Origin of the sequence: Pseudomonas fluorescens Q2-87 (assembly GCF_000281895.1) — a bacterium.
GTDB classification, from domain to species: domain Bacteria; phylum Pseudomonadota; class Gammaproteobacteria; order Pseudomonadales; family Pseudomonadaceae; genus Aquipseudomonas; species Aquipseudomonas fluorescens_S.
The window spans coordinates 2,998,601-3,014,896 of the sequence record NZ_CM001558.1 but is presented as its reverse complement, the minus strand read 5'-3'; the positions used below and the strand labels follow the sequence as shown (position 1 = coordinate 3,014,896).

The 16,296-nt window shown below is 63.7% G+C and carries 14 protein-coding genes; 3 read left to right on the top strand and 11 right to left on the bottom strand.

Annotation, left to right across the window (positions count from 1 at the left end):
- Nucleotides 1-78 precede the first annotated feature (78 nt).
- Nucleotides 79-705 carry an NAD(P)H-dependent oxidoreductase gene (locus PFLQ2_RS14365; protein WP_003181640.1) on the top strand — a complete coding sequence of 209 codons (627 nt, stop codon included), beginning with the start codon at nt 79-81 and terminating at the stop codon, nt 703-705.
- On the opposite strand, the gene PFLQ2_RS14370 is transcribed toward PFLQ2_RS14365, so the two are convergent.
- On the bottom strand, nt 669-2,240 hold the full coding sequence (locus PFLQ2_RS14370) for a L,D-transpeptidase family protein (RefSeq protein WP_003181638.1): 1,572 nt from the start codon (nt 2,238-2,240) through the stop codon (nt 669-671). The genes PFLQ2_RS14365 and PFLQ2_RS14370 overlap by 37 nt on opposite strands.
- Nucleotides 2,241-2,369: 129 nt before the next feature.
- Between PFLQ2_RS14370 and PFLQ2_RS14375 the strand changes: the two genes are divergently transcribed.
- Nucleotides 2,370-3,083, top strand: a complete 714-nt coding sequence (locus PFLQ2_RS14375; RefSeq protein WP_003181636.1) for a murein L,D-transpeptidase catalytic domain family protein — start codon at nt 2,370-2,372, stop codon at nt 3,081-3,083.
- A 40-nt stretch (nt 3,084-3,123) separates the two neighbouring features.
- The gene (locus tag PFLQ2_RS14380; protein ID WP_003181634.1) at nt 3,124-4,080 is read left to right on the top strand and encodes a class I SAM-dependent methyltransferase; all 957 of its coding nucleotides are present in this window, start codon (nt 3,124-3,126) and stop codon (nt 4,078-4,080) included.
- A gap of 10 nt (nt 4,081-4,090) precedes the next feature.
- On the opposite strand, the gene PFLQ2_RS14385 is transcribed toward PFLQ2_RS14380, so the two are convergent.
- The 10 genes from PFLQ2_RS14385 to PFLQ2_RS14430 all read right to left on the bottom strand — a co-directional run bounded on the left by PFLQ2_RS14385 (nt 4,091) and on the right by PFLQ2_RS14430 (nt 16,171).
- A complete protein-coding gene (locus PFLQ2_RS14385; protein ID WP_003181633.1) occupies nt 4,091-9,184 on the bottom strand; it encodes a dermonecrotic toxin domain-containing protein in 5,094 nt (1,697 codons plus the stop codon).
- A gap of 229 nt (nt 9,185-9,413) precedes the next feature.
- Nucleotides 9,414-9,740 (bottom strand): four-helix bundle copper-binding protein, encoded by a 327-nt coding sequence (locus tag PFLQ2_RS14390; RefSeq protein ID WP_003181631.1) that lies wholly within the window; start codon nt 9,738-9,740, stop codon nt 9,414-9,416.
- 147 nt (nt 9,741-9,887) lie between these two features.
- On the bottom strand, nt 9,888-10,490 hold the full coding sequence (locus tag PFLQ2_RS14395; protein WP_003181629.1) for a LysE family translocator: 603 nt from the start codon (nt 10,488-10,490) through the stop codon (nt 9,888-9,890).
- A 54-nt stretch (nt 10,491-10,544) separates the two neighbouring features.
- The gene (locus PFLQ2_RS14400) at nt 10,545-11,381 is read right to left on the bottom strand and encodes an AraC family transcriptional regulator (RefSeq protein WP_003181627.1); all 837 of its coding nucleotides are present in this window, start codon (nt 11,379-11,381) and stop codon (nt 10,545-10,547) included.
- Nucleotides 11,382-11,594: 213 nt separating this feature from the next.
- Complete coding sequence (locus PFLQ2_RS14405; protein ID WP_003181625.1) at nt 11,595-12,020, bottom strand: heme-binding protein; 426 nt, start codon at nt 12,018-12,020, stop codon at nt 11,595-11,597.
- A gap of 67 nt (nt 12,021-12,087) precedes the next feature.
- Nucleotides 12,088-12,870: an ABC transporter substrate-binding protein gene (locus PFLQ2_RS14410; RefSeq protein WP_003181623.1), complete on the bottom strand. Its 783-nt coding sequence runs from the start codon at nt 12,868-12,870 to the stop codon at nt 12,088-12,090.
- A 144-nt stretch (nt 12,871-13,014) separates the two neighbouring features.
- Nucleotides 13,015-13,365 (bottom strand): RidA family protein, encoded by a 351-nt coding sequence (locus tag PFLQ2_RS14415; RefSeq protein WP_003181621.1) that lies wholly within the window; start codon nt 13,363-13,365, stop codon nt 13,015-13,017.
- Nucleotides 13,362-14,735: an NAD(P)/FAD-dependent oxidoreductase gene (locus tag PFLQ2_RS14420; RefSeq protein ID WP_003181619.1), complete on the bottom strand. Its 1,374-nt coding sequence runs from the start codon at nt 14,733-14,735 to the stop codon at nt 13,362-13,364. Before PFLQ2_RS14420 ends, PFLQ2_RS14415 begins: the two co-directional genes overlap by 4 nt.
- The gene (locus tag PFLQ2_RS14425) at nt 14,728-15,057 is read right to left on the bottom strand and encodes a (2Fe-2S)-binding protein (protein WP_003181616.1); all 330 of its coding nucleotides are present in this window, start codon (nt 15,055-15,057) and stop codon (nt 14,728-14,730) included. Before PFLQ2_RS14425 ends, PFLQ2_RS14420 begins: the two co-directional genes overlap by 8 nt.
- Nucleotides 15,047-16,171: an NAD(P)/FAD-dependent oxidoreductase gene (locus tag PFLQ2_RS14430; protein ID WP_003181614.1), complete on the bottom strand. Its 1,125-nt coding sequence runs from the start codon at nt 16,169-16,171 to the stop codon at nt 15,047-15,049. Before PFLQ2_RS14430 ends, PFLQ2_RS14425 begins: the two co-directional genes overlap by 11 nt.
- Nucleotides 16,172-16,296: the final 125 nt, after the last annotated feature.

Genomic DNA, 16,296 nt, shown 5'->3' with positions numbered 1-16,296 from the left:
TGGCTTAGTTTACTAAGGGTAGCTTACCAAACGTAGCTTAGTCGCTTTTTACCGTTTTTTGTCAGAAGGAGTTCCGCTATGCACGCACTCTTTGTCGTTGCCCATCATGACCCACAATCCCTGACCCATGGCATCGCTCGGAAAATCGCCGAGGGCTTGGTCCAAGCGAACCCCAGCGACACCTTCGAAATGGCCGACCTGGCCGCCGAGGGCTTCGACCCGCGCTACACATTTGCCGACCATGCGGTCCACCATGGCGAGGCCGCGCCGCCAGTGGACGTGTTGGCTGAGCAGGCCAGAATCGAGCGGGCCGATACACTGGTCGTGGTGTATCCCATCTATTGGTGGTCGATGCCGGCGTTGCTCAAGGGTTGGATCGACCGGGTGTTTTCCAACGGCTGGGCGTTCGAGTTCAGCCTCGATGCTCCGTTCGTCAAGAAACTCGGGCATATGAAGGTGCACTTGGTGGCCGTGGGCGGTGCCGATCAAGGGACTTTCCTGCGCCATGGTTACGGCGCGGCGATGACGACCCAGATCGACCACGGCATTTTCGATTATTGTGGCGCCCGCGTAATGACCTCCCTGCGCCTGCTCGATTCGGAAACCCTTGACCCTGCCCAGCACCTGGCCACGGCCTATGATCTTGGCCGCCAATTGCTGCCCAGGGTTCAGAGCGCACGGGGTCGGGCGACCGACAAAGCATGATCGCGTCCGTAGATGTCCGGGACATAAAGCAGTTGCCCCTGGTGATCGGCTTGAACCGTCCAATAACCCAGCAGGATCGGCACGGGCTTGGCCAACCGGAACTCATGGGTCAGTTCGCTGGCCAGCAAGGTGTCGGTCCTGACGCGCTCGGCTGGGTTCACCAGCCAGTCACGCAGTTGCATCGCCTGCTCGATTCGCACGCACCCTGAGCTGAACGCTCGTGGTCCCTTGGCGAACAATGATTGGCTGGGGGTGTCGTGCAGGTATACAGAAAACGGATTGGGGAAACGGATCGCCATTTTGCCCAGTGGGTTCTTCGGGCCGGGGTCCTGGCGCAGCATCAAGTCGCCGGGGTGCTCCCAGTCGATCGCCTCCGCGGCCAACGGCAGGCCGTCGCGGTCGAGGATCCTGAGGTTATGCCGAGCGAGGAACTCGGGGTCGCGGCGGATCTCCGGCAGCTTGTCTTCGCGCATGATGGTCGGTGGGATGGTCCACGTCGGATTGAGCGTCAGGCGCGTGATGTTGGACTTGATCAGCGGCGTCTGCCGCTCGGCACGTCCCACCTGGGTACGGGTTTGCCATGCCGGTGCGCCACCTCGGTAGACCGTCAGCTGGGCGGCCGCGACGTTGACCAGCACGCTGTCGGGTTCAAGGTCCTGGGCCAGCCAACGCATTCGTTCCAGGTTGACGCGCAGTTGCTCGCGCCGCATGGCCGCGCTGATGTTCAGCTCGGTGACGGTCCAGGGGCCTACCACGCCGTCAGCCTGCAATGAATGCTGGAGCTGGAAGCGCTTCATCGCCTCGACCAGGTCAGGGTTGTATCGATCATCGACGACCCGGGGCGGCGCGCCCAGATAACCTTCGTTGAACAATCGCTGCGCCAGCGCGGGCACGCGAGCGTCCTGTTTGTCCGGCTGCAACAGCGCCCCTGCGGGAACCGGCTGCCAATCGGACAACGGTTGCTGGCGCCGCTGCGCATAGGCCAGGCGCAAGTTGCGGTAGAACTCCAGGCTCGGCCGGGCTTGCTCGAAAGCCTTGGCGAGGTCTTGCAACCCTGGCCCAGCGATGGCCACTACCTCGGCCTGTCGGTCTTGCAGTTTCGGATGGGCCCGCCACACAGGCTCCAGCCGCTCTTGCGACAGGTAACCGAAGCGCAATTCATACAGCGCCTGGAGGTAGCGTTGGGTAATGGCGATGTCGGTGCACGGCGCACCCTCGACAGTGCCGTCGTCGGGCAGGCTGTAGCGCGCTGGATCCAACCCGTCATCGGCCAGTTGCTGCAACTGGTCGCGCAGCAGCGTTAACCGTTCGGCGCCCGCCCAGGCCGGCTGGCCTGCGTTTTGCTGGTAAAACGCCTGCAAGCTGATCATTGTCGGAAAATCGACGCCGGCCGCCAACGTCGGACACGCCACCGACAATTGAGCGAGCGCGCCCTGGACGGGTGTCGCTTCAGCAAGCGGAGCGTCTTCGCCCGTCGCGACCAATGGCGCAGCGAGCAATAAAAGGCTCAAGTAACATACGGACGCTTTGAACAACTGCTTTACTCCAATCCATGGCCGTCTCGTTGACGGTTGACTTTGCGACAGGTACTGCCCGCCATCATGCCAACATTTCAAACCGGACGGGATGCCGCAGATAAATACTTGCTTGGGGATTTTTCTTCTGTGCTGACTTTCCTGCGTCGGTTCTGCCTGGCCGTGACAAGCCTGGGCGTGCTCTGCAACCCGGCGTTTGCCGAAAGCAAAAATACCCAGGGCCTCTACAACAGCCTCGCCCACGCCGCGCCGGAACTCAATCCCCTGGCCCTTAAAAGCGCCTTGAGCGCCATGCAGTGCGCTGTTGCCAATGGTGCGCGACAGGCTCGCCACCTTGCAGTGATCGATTACTCGCAGCCCTCCACCGCCCGTCGCCTGTGGATCTTCGACCTGAACCAGAAGAAGCTGGTATTGCGCGACCTGGTGGCCCATGGGCAGAAATCCGGGGAGAACTTCGCGACCCAATTCTCCAATCGCCTGGGCAGTTACCAATCCAGCCTGGGGCTGTTCCGCACCCAGGAAAGCTATCAGGGCACCCACGGTTATTCGCTGCGCATGGACGGCCTGGAACCGGGTTTCAACGATCAGGCACGCGACCGCGCCCTCGTGATCCACGCCGCCGATTATGTGAATCCGTTGTGGAGCGCCCGCCAAGGTCGCATCGGGCGCAGCCAGGGTTGCCCTGCCGTGCGGCCGCAAGTGGCGCGCCAAGTGATCGATAAGCTCAAGGGCGGGCAATTCATGTTTTCCTGGTACCCGGACCCGGGCTGGCTCAAGCGTTCGGCCTACCTCAACTGCCGGCCGCAACAGGTGGCCAGTATTCTCGCTACCAGCGGTGGCTAGCGGTTAAGATGCCGGCCCTTCGAATTGCCGGCCTTGTACGATGAACCTTGAAGCCCTTCAAATCCTGCAGACTCATTTACTGACGGCGCTGGTTTCGGTGCCCGAGCAAACCCGTCGCCTGTTCCATGGCCGCGGTCGATGCTGGGCGGGCCTGGAACAGATTACCGTCGACTGGCTCGAAGGCGTGGTGCTGGTCTCGCTGTTCAAGGAACCGGAGCCGACGCAGCTGGACGACCTGCTGTCGATGTTGCTGGCCCTGGCCACCTCGCCCGCCTGGCAACACAGCACCGCCCATACGCTGGCCGTGCAGCACCGCTACCTGCCGCAAAGCCTCACCCAGTGGCTGGTGGGCGAGCCGATAGAGGAATGGACCCTGACCGAAGGCGGCCTGCGCTACCGGATCGACCTGGGCAAGAAACAGAACAATGGCCTGTTCCTGGATATGCGCTACGGCCGCGACTGGGTCCGTGCCAATGCCGATGGCAAACGGGTGCTCAATCTGTTCGCCTACACCTGCGGTTTTTCGGTGGCGGCCATCGCTGGCGGGGCTCGGCACGTGGTCAATCTGGACATGTCCCGCGCCGCCCTGAGCCGTGGCCGCGACAACCATCGCCTTAACGGTCATGACCTGGGCCAGGTGACGTTTCTCGGCCACGATCTGTTCAAGTCCTGGGGCAAGGTGATCAACAGCGGGCCGTACGACCTGGTGATCATCGACCCGCCAACTTTCCAGAAAGGCAGTTTCCTGCTGACCAAGGATTATCAGCGCGTCCTGCGGCGCTTGCCGGAACTGCTCACCGCCCGAGGCACGGTGCTGGCATGCAGCAACGATCCGGCCACCGGCACCGACTTCCTGATTGACGGCGTCACACGCGAAGCCCCGGGGCTGATATTCGAACAGCGCCTGGAAAACCCGCCGGAGTTTCCCGACGCCGATCCGGAATGCGGCCTCAAAGCCTTGGTGTTCAGGACCACGCCGGTCAGCCAGGCGCTTTGAACCGCAGTGACTAATTCAATCGCCGCGACCACCAGGGGCTGACCAGGCCGGTGGTAATACGCCTCACCATGGCTTCGACTTCACGGCTCTTGACCGAGCGATAGATGGCCATGGTGCGTCGTAGCTGATCCTCGCTCAGCATCACCGGCGCGCCTGCGGTCCACTCCACATCCGCCACGGCTTCGAGCCTCACCCGTTGCCAGACGATGCCAGTAGGTAGCGTGATGGACTCCAGCGCGCTGGGCAGGTCCACGTCCGGTTGCGCCAGGTTGTCCAGCAGCACCTGGGGCCAATGGGAAGGGTCCACCGGTTCGCTGAAGGCATCCACCAGGCTCTCTTCTACCGTGTCCCAGACGGCCAGGCCTTCGGACCAGTCCCGGGACATCAAGCCCAGGTAGGGTCGCCAGGTCAGTTCACCGACGCGAGGCGTCTGGTCGTTACCGTTGAAGGTGTCCTGGGCATCGCTGAGCCAGTTGATGAACCCCTCGCGGGTCATCGCCGCCCGGCGCTGCGCAATCTCCGGATAGCGGCTGCTGAGCACCCGGCTCCAATAGTCATGATGACTGACGAGGAAACTTGAGAACGGCACGGCCTGGGAGTCGAGGCGCGCCCGCTGGACCACTTGGAACATCTGGAAATGCACTTCCAGTTCGGCGACGTCTGGCACCAACCGGTCCAGGACGCGCGCTTGCAAGCGGGTGCGCAGTTGAGCCAGTTGCTGGTCGAAATCCGCGATCCGGGTCGAGAGGTCGGCGTAGAGATCGGGGAATCCAGTGTAGTACTGCAGGATACTCGTCGCCCGTTGACGATCTCCGAAGGCCAGCCCGCCCGGCACTTCGGCGTCGGCGTCACGGATGAGGCCGGAGTACCAATCGATGAAACGCCGCCCCCCGGCATCGTCGCGCGCCACCTCCAGTGCTCGCTGGAGTTCAGGGAAGTTTTCCAGCCAGTCGTCGGCGGTGTAGCGAAAGGCCTGGGTATCCACGGCGCGCAGGGTCCCGATCTGGGCGCTGGGTAGCGGATTGTCTTCAAGCCACAAGCCGAGGGTATTACCCGTCGGCATGTTGCCCAGCGCCGGAATCAGGTCACTTTGGATGTCAGTGATGCGGTTGCCCTTGAGGTCGATGAAGATCGGCTCGGATGAAGACTTGGACAGCAACCGCAATGCCAGCGCCGGCACGCGCTCCAGCGCTGCGTTGGCCAGCTCCAGCGCCTCAAGGGATACCAGTTCGGGCAGGTCAGGCAAATCGCGGCAGTTGTTGCCGCTCAGGCGCAAGTCCCTGACAGTCGTGGCCGTTCGCAAGAAGGCGCTGCCCTCCTCGTCCAGGCGCAGGCCACAGCGCGTCAGGTCCAGTGTGCGCAGCCCTGGCAACGCGGTGATGGCCTGCAACTCCTCGCCAGTGAAATGCACATTGTCGGACCAGACCAACTCGCGCAGCGCGGGCAACTGAGCCAGGCGGCCGATGGCCACGGCCCTTTCGGCGCTGGACGCTGCCCCGCCGCTGACCTCGGACAGGTTCAGTTCCTGTAGCCGAGGAGCACGGTCGGCGCCCAACAGCGGGGCGAATGCATCCGCCTTCAGGTCGAGCGGATTCTTGCCCAGTGACAGTTCCAGCAGGCTGCGAAACTCGCCGACCGCCGCCGGCACTGCGGTGAGGCGATTACCGTGCAGGCGCAACGTTTCGAGGTTGGGGAATAGCCGCAGGAAATCCGAAGGGTCTTCAGTGAGGCCCGTATGGGCGAGCATCAGCTCTTCGATGTGCTCGAAACGCGCGCTCAGCGGCGGAAGCCGGCCAATGTCCCATCCCGACAGGCGCAATATCAGCTCGCTGTCCTCCCGGCTTGGATCGGGCTCACGTCGCCAGGCCCGACGGATTTCCTTCGCCACTTCCCTGCGCAGCGTGAGCAGCTCTTCACGTTCGTATTGGCTCTCGACAGGGTGATGAAAGTCCTCCTCGACTTCCCACTGGCGCAGCCCTTCATCCAGGGTCGCCCAGTCATTGGTCAAGCGGTTGACCAAGTCATCCAGGCTGATGCCCTCACGTCCGGCCTGTTCAGTCAGGCTGTGCTGAAGCCGCGTGAGGGCATCCCCGGCGTAATAGGGAAACAGCCGTTCGAGACGAGCCTGGAGGCTGCCGCGCCAGCGCTGCAACGGTAGCCGCCCGCGCCCGCTCAGCGGATAGCCCAGGCGTTCGTTCAGCCATTGCGGTCCGGGCCCGGCGCTGTCGAGGGCCTTGAGCTGCAAGAACCGGCGCAGGCCTTGCCGATCGCCAAGGGCCTGTTCGAGCAATACCTGGCGCAGCCGGGTCGCTTCCCAGATGTCCAGGTCCAGCGCCTTGCGAGCTTCGTCCGGTAAAGCGCTCAGCAACGCCGACTCCAAGCCGCCTGCCCCGAGTTCGTGACCCTGTTCGTCAAAAGCTTGATAGGTCGAGTTTTCCTCACGAATCACTTTCAATGGCCCTGCTTCGCCCACTTCGAGCGGTTCCAACAGCTCGGCCGATTCAAGGCGCAGGTTCAATCGACCGCGCAAAGAGCGGGTTTCGCCAAGCAGACCCATGACGATGCGGTCGCGGTCGGGGCTGCTTTCGCCGCGTTCCAGGGCCCGCAAGGCGCGGGTCAGACGCAGCTCACCCAGGGCCTCGACGCATTGCTTGGCCAGGGTTGCGGTTATCCGGCCGGCTTGCAGGCGCAGGCGGTCCTGGCCTTGAGTCTGGCTGGCCAGCTCGTTGGCGATGGACTCCGGCAGGCTGGGAAAAGCACGGACCAAGGGAGCCGCCAACGGCTCAAGCACGGTGGGCCGCGCCATGCCTGCCAGCACTTGCGTGGCATTGCGCTCCAGATATCCGGACCAGCGCCCGGCCAACAACCGACTCAGCTCCACCGGGCGTAAACCCAGGGGGCTTTGCCCCAGCAGTGCGCGCTGCTCATCCGCGCTGAGCTCGGTCAGGATGCGATCTGCCCAGGCGTCCAGTTGCAGGTCTGTTCCGTGCACATCGAGAACGCGCCTGGCGGTGGTATCACCCGCCGAATGAATCCGGTCACCCTCGTGATAGCGCAGCAGCAGATCCCTGGGCCACCCCGGCAACTCGGCGAGGGTCTGGGCGATTCGAATCGGCACGCTGCCCGGCGGCTCATCGCGCCGCAGGCGGCCCATGACCTGCTGCAGCGCTTGCCAGTTGCGTGTTTCATCCAGCGCTTGGGCGAAGATGGCCGGAATCGGCTGCCCGCTCACTTGCAAATAACGCAGGTGCGCCTCGTCAATGCCCACCTGCTGTTGCACGGCAAGAAGGGTTCGGTCGTCGAGTTCGTCCGGTGTTCCGGCAAAGTCCCGTAGCAGTTCCAGGCTGCTGCGCTGCAACGGGTTGCGATGGGCCCATCGCCAGCCGCGTGTACGACTCCATTCCAACAGGGGCGTCACGCCCCGATGGCCGGCGGGCAGGCGCAAGTCCAAGGCATCGGCGCGCCCTTGCACCTCGAAATAGCGGCCCTCGACCTGCACCCAGGCCTGGTCTGCCGTTCGCCAGACGCCCCAGACGTCCTGCTCGGCTTCCATGGGAGGCCGGCCTCGGGCCTGGAACGATGTGACATCGCCATTCCAGAGACGCGTCGTGCCGTCACTCAACGGCATGGGTTCGACAGCGCCACCGACGAAGCCGAGATACGCGCCCTGAGCGATGCCGAACAAAACGTTGAAGATGTGATTGATGCCTTCCTGCGCGTGGCCTTCGTTGAACGCCTGGATGCCTTCGAAAAACTCGTAGACCAAACGCACCCCGCCCACCGCTGCGGCGGCCATGCCGATGGGCGCGCAGAACGGGATGAAGCTGACGGCAAGCATTAGCGAGCGCTCGGCTAGGCTTTCCCAATATTCCAGGCGTGCCAGCAGCGCCTGCCAGTCCACGACTTTGGTAGGCACCATCAGTGTCGAGGCGTTCGCCAGGGTGTGGGTGCGCCACTCGTGATAACCGTCGGCCCAGTGACTTTCACGCACATCGCCCAGGCTCCAGGGCACGCGGGGCGCCGGAACCCGGATGCGCCGGGGGTTGTCATCCTCGCCAGGCTCGCCATCGCGCCATCCGACAATGCGCGCGTGGATCTCTTGGAAAAGATTGGGGTTGTCCTGTATCTCCCATTCCACCTGGTCATGCAGCGCCTCCCCCAACCGGGCTTGCAGACGCATCGGGAGGTAACGCATCAGGCTTGTGCGGTAGCTGCGCTTGCGTACCCGCTCGGTCAGTTGCGCAGCCATGGCCTGCAAACTGGGGAATTGCTGGATGGGTGCAATCACGTCGTGGGGCATGTGCAAGACGACCGGGCGCACGCCCTTGGCGTCCCCTGCCATCCCCCAATACACCCGAGCACCGAACAACGGCACGGACAGCACTTCCAGTGCCTTGACTTCACAGACCAGGGGCGCGACCGGTGGATCTTCGAGCTGCACGCCGACATGGGCCAGCAAGCGCTCGCCAGTCTCGTCCAGGCGTCCATCCAGCTTCGCCTCGTAGGCGTCATAGACGAGCTGGCTGCACGCATAGGCCATATATGCCTTGGCGACGGTCGGCGTTTCATTGCCGATTCGCGGCAGCCGCTGTTCGAGCAAGCGCTGATACGCCCCACCCGCGTCCACGCTTCGACACAGCTGCGCGAAATCGGCTGGGGCCATGGGCAATGCCGCGATAGCCGAGGGCGCGCCCCAACGATAAAACTCTGCCGGCTGGCCCTTGATGAACAGCTCGCCTTTTTTATCGAATTCGCTGTCAGTGGCTGCGTCGGCGGGCGGAAAGTTGCGCATTGCGGCTTCGATCACCGACAGCGAGGCCCCAAAGGGCTCGCGCCTGACCCTCGCCCGTCGTATCGCATCCTTAGCGCTACCGGCGCCATTGACCAAGCGCCATGCCTGCACGGCCGGCTGCGCCTGCAACAGGTCGAGGGTAAACGTGTCGGGAGCGGCCAGGTCGGTCAGCAGTGCGTTGAGCGCATCGCTGTCGCGCTGTAGCTGCTGGGCAATGGCCTTGAAACGCTCCTGGCGCGGCCGCGAAGCGTGTTTGAGCCAGGCGGGTAACCGGGCCTGGATAAAATCGACGTGAGTGTCGAGGGACGACATGTAGCACCTCCTTCCTTGGGGGCGATTGAGCATTCGAAATAGGGCAAGGCGCCAAGCGTTGGCGCGACCGATGCTCCCCAAATCGGTGCTTTTATGAAACCCCGCAACCGTTGCAAGGGGTTGCATACCATCGCGAGCAAGCTCGCTCCCACGATGGACCATTGCAAAAACGGTGGGAACGAGCTCGCTGGCGACAGCGGCGGTTCAGTTACGTCGATGCCTTTGGAAATCAGGCCGCCATGCGCTCGCATTCGGTTGCGCAAGCCTGGCAAGCCCTGGCGCATGCCTGGCAGTGCTCCGCGTCGTGTTTGGCGCACTCCTCAGCGCACGCGCGGCAAATACTTGCGCAGACTTTGCACAACGCTGCGGCGACGCTGCTGTCTCGCTTCATCAGCGTGGCGGCGAGACGGCACAGGTCGGCGCAGTCGCGGTCCAGTTCGATGCACCGGGCCATCATCTGTACGTTCTGTTCGCGCAGGCAGGCGGATGCGCAGGCCTCACAAGCCATGGCGCAAGCAACGCATTCGGCGATACATGCCTCGTACGGTGTGTTCATGGAGAATCTCCTCTAGCGAAGGTCGATTGATCGTTGTACCGCGCCTGGACAGGGGCGGTACTCGGTCGACTGTTTCGGCGTACGAGGGGTTTCGAAAGAAAAATTACAATTTCGTCAGGTAGATTTGCGCCCACGTCGATCGAGGCGCTACACCACCAGCGTCAACCATGCCGACACCAGCAACAGCACCGCCATGGCCCGGTTGAAACGCCCCATCGCCACGGCGGAACGACAGAATCGGGCTGCGCCACGGCCCAGGTATGCCCAGACCGTCATGCACGGGATCGAAATGGCGAAGAACGCCAGGGACAGCCAGAGGACGCGAACGGTACGGTCGGCCTCAGCCCCCGCGAAGACGCTGACCACCGCCAGCGCCATCATCCAGGTTTTCGGATTCACCAACTGCAATCCGGCCGCCCCCGCCAAGCCCAGCCGCGGGCCTTCAACCGGCCGGTCGGGGTCGATGGCCTGGGCCGGTGCGCGGAAAATCTGCCACGCCATCCAGCTCAGCCAGGCGATGCCCGCCCATGAAAGCGCCGTTTGGATCGAGGCGTGGCGCGCCAGCACGTCGCCCAGCCCCGTGCCGACCAGGAGTACCAGCAAGGCCGCTGCGGCGCAGGCGCCGAGGATGATCGGCAAGGTGGTTGCCAGACCGAAGCGCGAGCTATGGCTCAGCACCAGGATGTTGGTGGGGCCTGGGGTGATGGAGGCGACAAATGCAAACAAGGCAAACGGCAATAACTGGTCCATGGAGCAACTTCTCGGTGAAGGATCGATCGCTTGATCATCCCCAAGAAGTCCTGCTCAGTCTGGAACAATTGAGCAGCGCTTGCGATAGTCCGCCGGGCTCAGTCGATAGGCACGCTGGAACCAGCGCCCCAGGTGGCTCTGGTCGGCAAAACCAAGCACGGCCGCCACGGCCACGGCGCTTTCGCCACGGGCCAGCAAACGCCGGGCGCGGGCCAGGCGCAGTTGGATCAGGTAGGCATGGGGCGCCAGGCCAAAAGCGGCCTTGAACGCACGGGTCAAGCGGAAACGATCGACGCCGGTCACCTGCGCCAGATCATCCAGCCCGATGTCTTCATGCAGGTGGCTGTGCAGATAATCCCGGGCCTGTTGCGCCACCAAGGGCAGTCTTGGGTCCGGATTGATCCGCGCCCGCCAATGCAGGTGTTGGGTCAGGTTGGCCAACAGCGTATCGAGGGCCGTCTGGCGCACGATGCGGATTTCCTCCTCGTGCAGGCTCTGGAACGCCAGGGCCGTGGCGCTCGCCAGGCGTGCGTCGTCCGTCAGGGTGGCGGCAAACCCCAGTTGGGCGTTATCTGGCGCTTCGTCGAACAACGAGCGCAATTCGCGCTCCAGCCAAAGGGGTTCCAGGTACAGCGTGCGGTAAGTGAAACCCTTGTCGTGGGGCGCGTGGCCGTCATGCAACTCGCCGGGTTCAAGCAGGAACACCTTGCCTGGCGTGCTGTTGTGCTGCTGGCGACGGCAATGAAATTGCTGCACGCCCTGCTCGGTCACGCCCACCAGGTACGCATCATGCCAATGAGGGTCATAGGCATGCCCCTCGAAATGCGCGCGCACGGTCTCGATGCCAGACGTGGCGTCCTGCTTGAGATCGATCCAGTTGCGCGCTGTCATGAGCCGCCTCGTAGTGTGTATCCGTCCGGAGCAGATTAACCGCTGATGGCGATGACGTCTGGAAGATTTGTGCAATCCCTTTGTGTGGGCTTGCTCGCGGTCGCGGCTCAACATCGATGCAAGCTGACACGACGCCTTCGCGAGCAAGCCCGCTCCCACATGGGGTCTGTGGGTGGCCTTTGTTTTGTGGCGCCCACAGGTCGACCGCCAGCTTCAGGCATCCGGCGTGAGAGTCGACAACGCAATCTCCACCGCCAGCCGGGCCAGTTCCGCATCCTGCTCGGCCTTGACGCCGGACACGCCGATGGCGCCGATGCATTGGCCGTCGTGACGGATGGTCACGCCACCTTCGAGCATGCCTTGCAGGTGCGGGGCGCTGAGGAAAGCGTAGCGACCGCCGTTGATCATGTCCTCGAACACCTTGCTGTCGCGTCGCCCCACGGCGGCGGTGCGGGCTTTCTCGGTGGCGATATAAGCCGATAGCGGCGAAGCGTCGTCCAGGCGCGACAGCCCCAGCGGATGGCCTCCATCGTCTACCACGCAGATCGACACCGCCCATTCCCGCTGATGGGCCAGATCCTTGGCCGCTACCAGCAACATGGCAACGTCTTGCTCAGTGAGTACCGCTTTGGTTTTCATGAATCACCCCGTGCGCTGTTACAAGAAGCCCGCCAGGCAATGCCTGCGGGCCAAGACCTGCCAATGATTATTCGCCGTAGATATCGAAATCAAAATATTTCCGGCGAATCGTGTCGTAAGTGCCGTTGGCGCGGATCGTCGCCAACGCCTGGTTGAAGCGGCCTGCCAGCGCGTCGTTCTGGCGCACGGCAATGCCGATACCCGTGCCGAAATATTGCTCTTCGGTGAAATTGGGACCGATAAATTCGAAATCCTTTCCTTCGGGACGCTTGAGCAGGCTTTCGTCGATCACCACCGAACTGGCCATGGTCGCGTCCAGGCGCCCACCCAGCAGGTCGAGGAAGATTTCGTTCTGCGAACCATAGCGCACGACCTCGGCACCCGCCGGGGCAAAGTGATCGGTGACATATCGATCGAAGTTGGTCGCCCGCTGCACGCCGATCCGCTTGCCTTTGAGCTGCGCGGGTATATCGCTGATGCCGCTGCCCTTGCGAAACACCAGGCGGGCCGGGATCCGGTAGTAGCGGTCAGTGAAATCCACCGACTTCAAGCGCTCGGGGGTGATGGACATGGAGGAAATCACCGCGTCGACCTTCTTCACCTTGAGCGCCGGAATCAAGCCGTCGAACTCTTGTTCCTGCCACACGCAGCGGACCTTCATCTCGGCGCACAATGCCTGGCCAATGTCGTAGTCGAAGCCGACGATGGTGTTGTCCGGGGTTTTCGAGGCGAACGGCGGGTAAGCTGCCTCGATGCCGATTCGCAGGGAGGGTTCGGCGGCATGCACACTCGCGCCCAAGGCCAGCAGCGAGACGAGGCCGAGTTTCAAAGCAATGCGTTTAACGTTCATTCATTTGCTCCAGATGCGATGTTATTGGTTCCGGACGCTCCACAGAAGTCGTCCGTTATGGCAGCGGCAATGTGAACAAGCCCGGGCGACGACTCTGGCGGTCGCCTGGCCGGTAACGGCACAGCGGTGTCACGGCCAGCGGCCTCAGACCGCCGCGGTGACAATCAGCTCCAGCAAAATCTCGGGGTCGTCGAAAGCCACCTGGGCCGTGGCTCGGGCCGGGGTTTGCGCGGCATCGACCCAGTCGCTCCACAGCGCGTTCATCGCAGCGAAATCCCGGCCCATGTCTTTCATCCAGATCTGCACGCTGAGCAAGCGCTGCTTGTCGCTGCCCGAAGCGGCCAGCAATTCGTCCACCCGTTGCAGCACCTGACGGGTCTGGCCTTCGATGCCCTGGCTGCAATCGGCGGCGACGATTCCGCTGAGCCAGGCCACGCCGTTGTGCACGACGCTGCGGCTCAGGCGTGGGTTGCTTTCGATGCGTTGAATACTCATGAGGGTTCCTCGACGGGGAGAGTTTCGCCAGCCAATTGGGCGAGCGTGATGGGTTTGAGAGGCGAACGGATGCGGTAGTAACCGACTTCGGCGGGCGTTACCTGGCGATGCCCGGCGATGATCTCGGTGACGCTCAGGCCGCACTGGCGCCCCTGGCACGGGCCCATCCCGCAGCGACCGAAGGCTTTGGTCTGGTTCGGCCCCAGGCAGCCGAGGTCGACATGACGGCGGATGTCGCCAGCGCTGACTTCTTCGCAACGGCAAACCGTCACGTCGTCAGCGGGAATACGGTGTCCTGGCGGGGGCCGGTACAGCGCATCGAGCAGCGGCCGTGCGGCGCGAGCGCGATGCAATGCCTGCTGCACAGGACGGGCCTGCGCCGATTCGCCGGCCATCGCCAGGACGGCCAGGCGACCTTCCAGTCGTGCGACCCCAGCGCCGCCGATGGCGCCACTGTCACCGGCGATGAAAATGCCCGGCACGCTGGTTTCGCCCCACGCGTCGCGGCGGGCGACCCAGCACAATTGCTGTTCGCTCCAATCGTGTTCCAGGCGCAACGACCAACTGATTTGCGTGTTCGGCACCACGCCCTGGTGCAGCAGGATCAGCTCTGCGGAGATGCGCTGCCGCTGGCCTTCGCTGTCGAAAACCAGGGCGCGGGCCCGATCCGTCCCTTCAACCTCCAGGTTGCAGGCACCGCGAAAATGCCGGATGCCGGCGCGTTTCAATTCGGCCAGCAGCCCGAGCCCTTTCAGCAGGTCACGCCAGCCGCGCAACGCGGCGGGAACCATGCGCCAGGCCCGCAGCAGATCGCCGCGCTTGCTGGTGTCCACAAGGGCCTCGATGGCAATGCCGGCGCGCAGGTATTGCACCGCCAGCAAGTACAGCAAGGGGCCACAGCCGGCCAGCACCAACGGACAAGCCGGCATCAACGCCGCGCTCTTGAGCAGGATCTGTCCGGCGCCAGCGGTCATGACGCCCGGCACGGTCCAGCCGGGGATTGGCATCGGTCGCTCGAAGGCACCAGTGGCGATCAACAGATGGCGCGCCTGCAAGACCTCGGCTCGGCCTTCAATCAGGTAGTGAACCTGGCGTTGCGGCGTCACTTGCCAGATCGCGGCGTTGGGCAGATAGCGGGCGCCGCACTGGAGGAAATCGGCGGCCAGTTTCGCCCCAACGGTGTAGTCGTCGCCCAGCACGGCACGGCGGCGGGCGTCGGCTTCCAGCACCTGGCGATAAATCTGCCCGCCCGGGCTGGCCTGCTCGTCCAGCACCACCACCGACATACCGTGGGCCCTGGCTTCCAGCGCCGCGCCCATGCCCGCCGGTCCGGCACCAATGATGATCAGGTCGATGGCGGCGTTACTCATCGGCGCACGCCTCCCGCAGGACCAGGTCGGCAGCCCCACGTTGTCGGCGCACGCGCAGGCCCGGACGCACCGGCACCAGGCAGGCCTGCACATTGGCGTGGCCGTCGACTTCAACCAGGCATTCAAAGCAAACGCCCATCATGCAATAGGGCGCGCCGGGGCGGCCATTGACGGCGCTTTCGCGGGTATGGCGAATGCCGCTGGCAAGCAGTGCCGCGGCCAGGGATACATCGCCAGGCACGGACAACGACGTGCCCTCGAATTCGATTTGCACGGTGTGAGGGTTCGAGGCCAGCGGCCGGAACAGGCAGTCAGCCGACATGGCGCACCTCTGCTTGCGGGTTGAAGCGTTGCAGGCCGAACAGCTTCACTGCCGGCTCGTCGAACTCGCCGGCAATCCACGGCGCCAGGCGCAAGGCGTGGACCGCCGCCAACGTCACGCCGCTGTGGCAGCTGACAATCGACAACCCCGGACAGGCCTGGGGCGCTTCGTAGATCGGCAAGCCATCGGCGCTCATCACCCGCAGCGCGCCCCAGCCCCGCACCAGACGCACCTCGGCCAATCGTGGGAAACACTGCACGGCGCGCCGGGCGATCGCGGCCATGACCTGGCTGCCAGTGCCGTCGTCGAAGCCGGCGGATTCGTGAGAATCGCCCAGTTGCACTGTGCCCTCGTCGGTCTGGCGCACATAGGTGGTGGGGTAATGCAGGAAAGGCTTGAGCCGTTCGGTAATCAGGATCTGACCGCGATTAGGCTGCACCGGTACATCCAGCCCCACCATGGCTCCCAACGCGCGATTGCCCAGACCCGCCGCTAGCACGACCTGACGCGCCGCCCAGCGCTGCGGCCCTGCGCGCAACTCAAAACCCGTCGCAAGCGCCTCGATTGCGTCGATGTGGTGGCCGTTGATGAGCTTTACCCCACGGGACAGACAGGCCGCGTAGAGCGAGCGAAGCAGCTTGAGTGGGTTGACGTGGCCATCCATGGGCGAAAAACAACCACCCACCACCTCCGGCCCGACGCCGGGCAAGCGGACACGCAGTTGCGCGGCGTCCAGCAGTTCATAGGGGTAATCGCCCTGGAGGGCTTCACGCAGCCAGCCGAGGCGATGACTTTCCTCGTTCATTTCGGCATCGCTCAGGCATAGCTGGAAACCGCCCTGCTGACGCAGATGAACATCGATGCCGGTGTCGGCGTGCAATGCGCTGGCCAAGCGCGGCCAGAGCGCCACCGAGTCGCGGGTCCACTGCGCGTAAGGGCTCATCCGGTAGCCCTTGCCCTGGACCCACAACAAACCGAAGTTGCCCCGGGCGGCGCGAATGGCATCGTCACCTTCGTCGAGCACGCTCACTTGGCGCCCGAGCAGGGCCAGCCCATAAGCGATGGACATCCCCACCAGGCCGCCTCCCACGACAATGACATCAGTTTTATGCATGGTTCTCTAATCGCTGTGGTCGGCACCGGTTATCGGGTGGATTACCCGCTTTTCGGCTCTATTGACGAATTGCAGACGATCCTAGGGCGGTGTCGGCGCGATGAAAAATGCTTTATTTTGGCCAG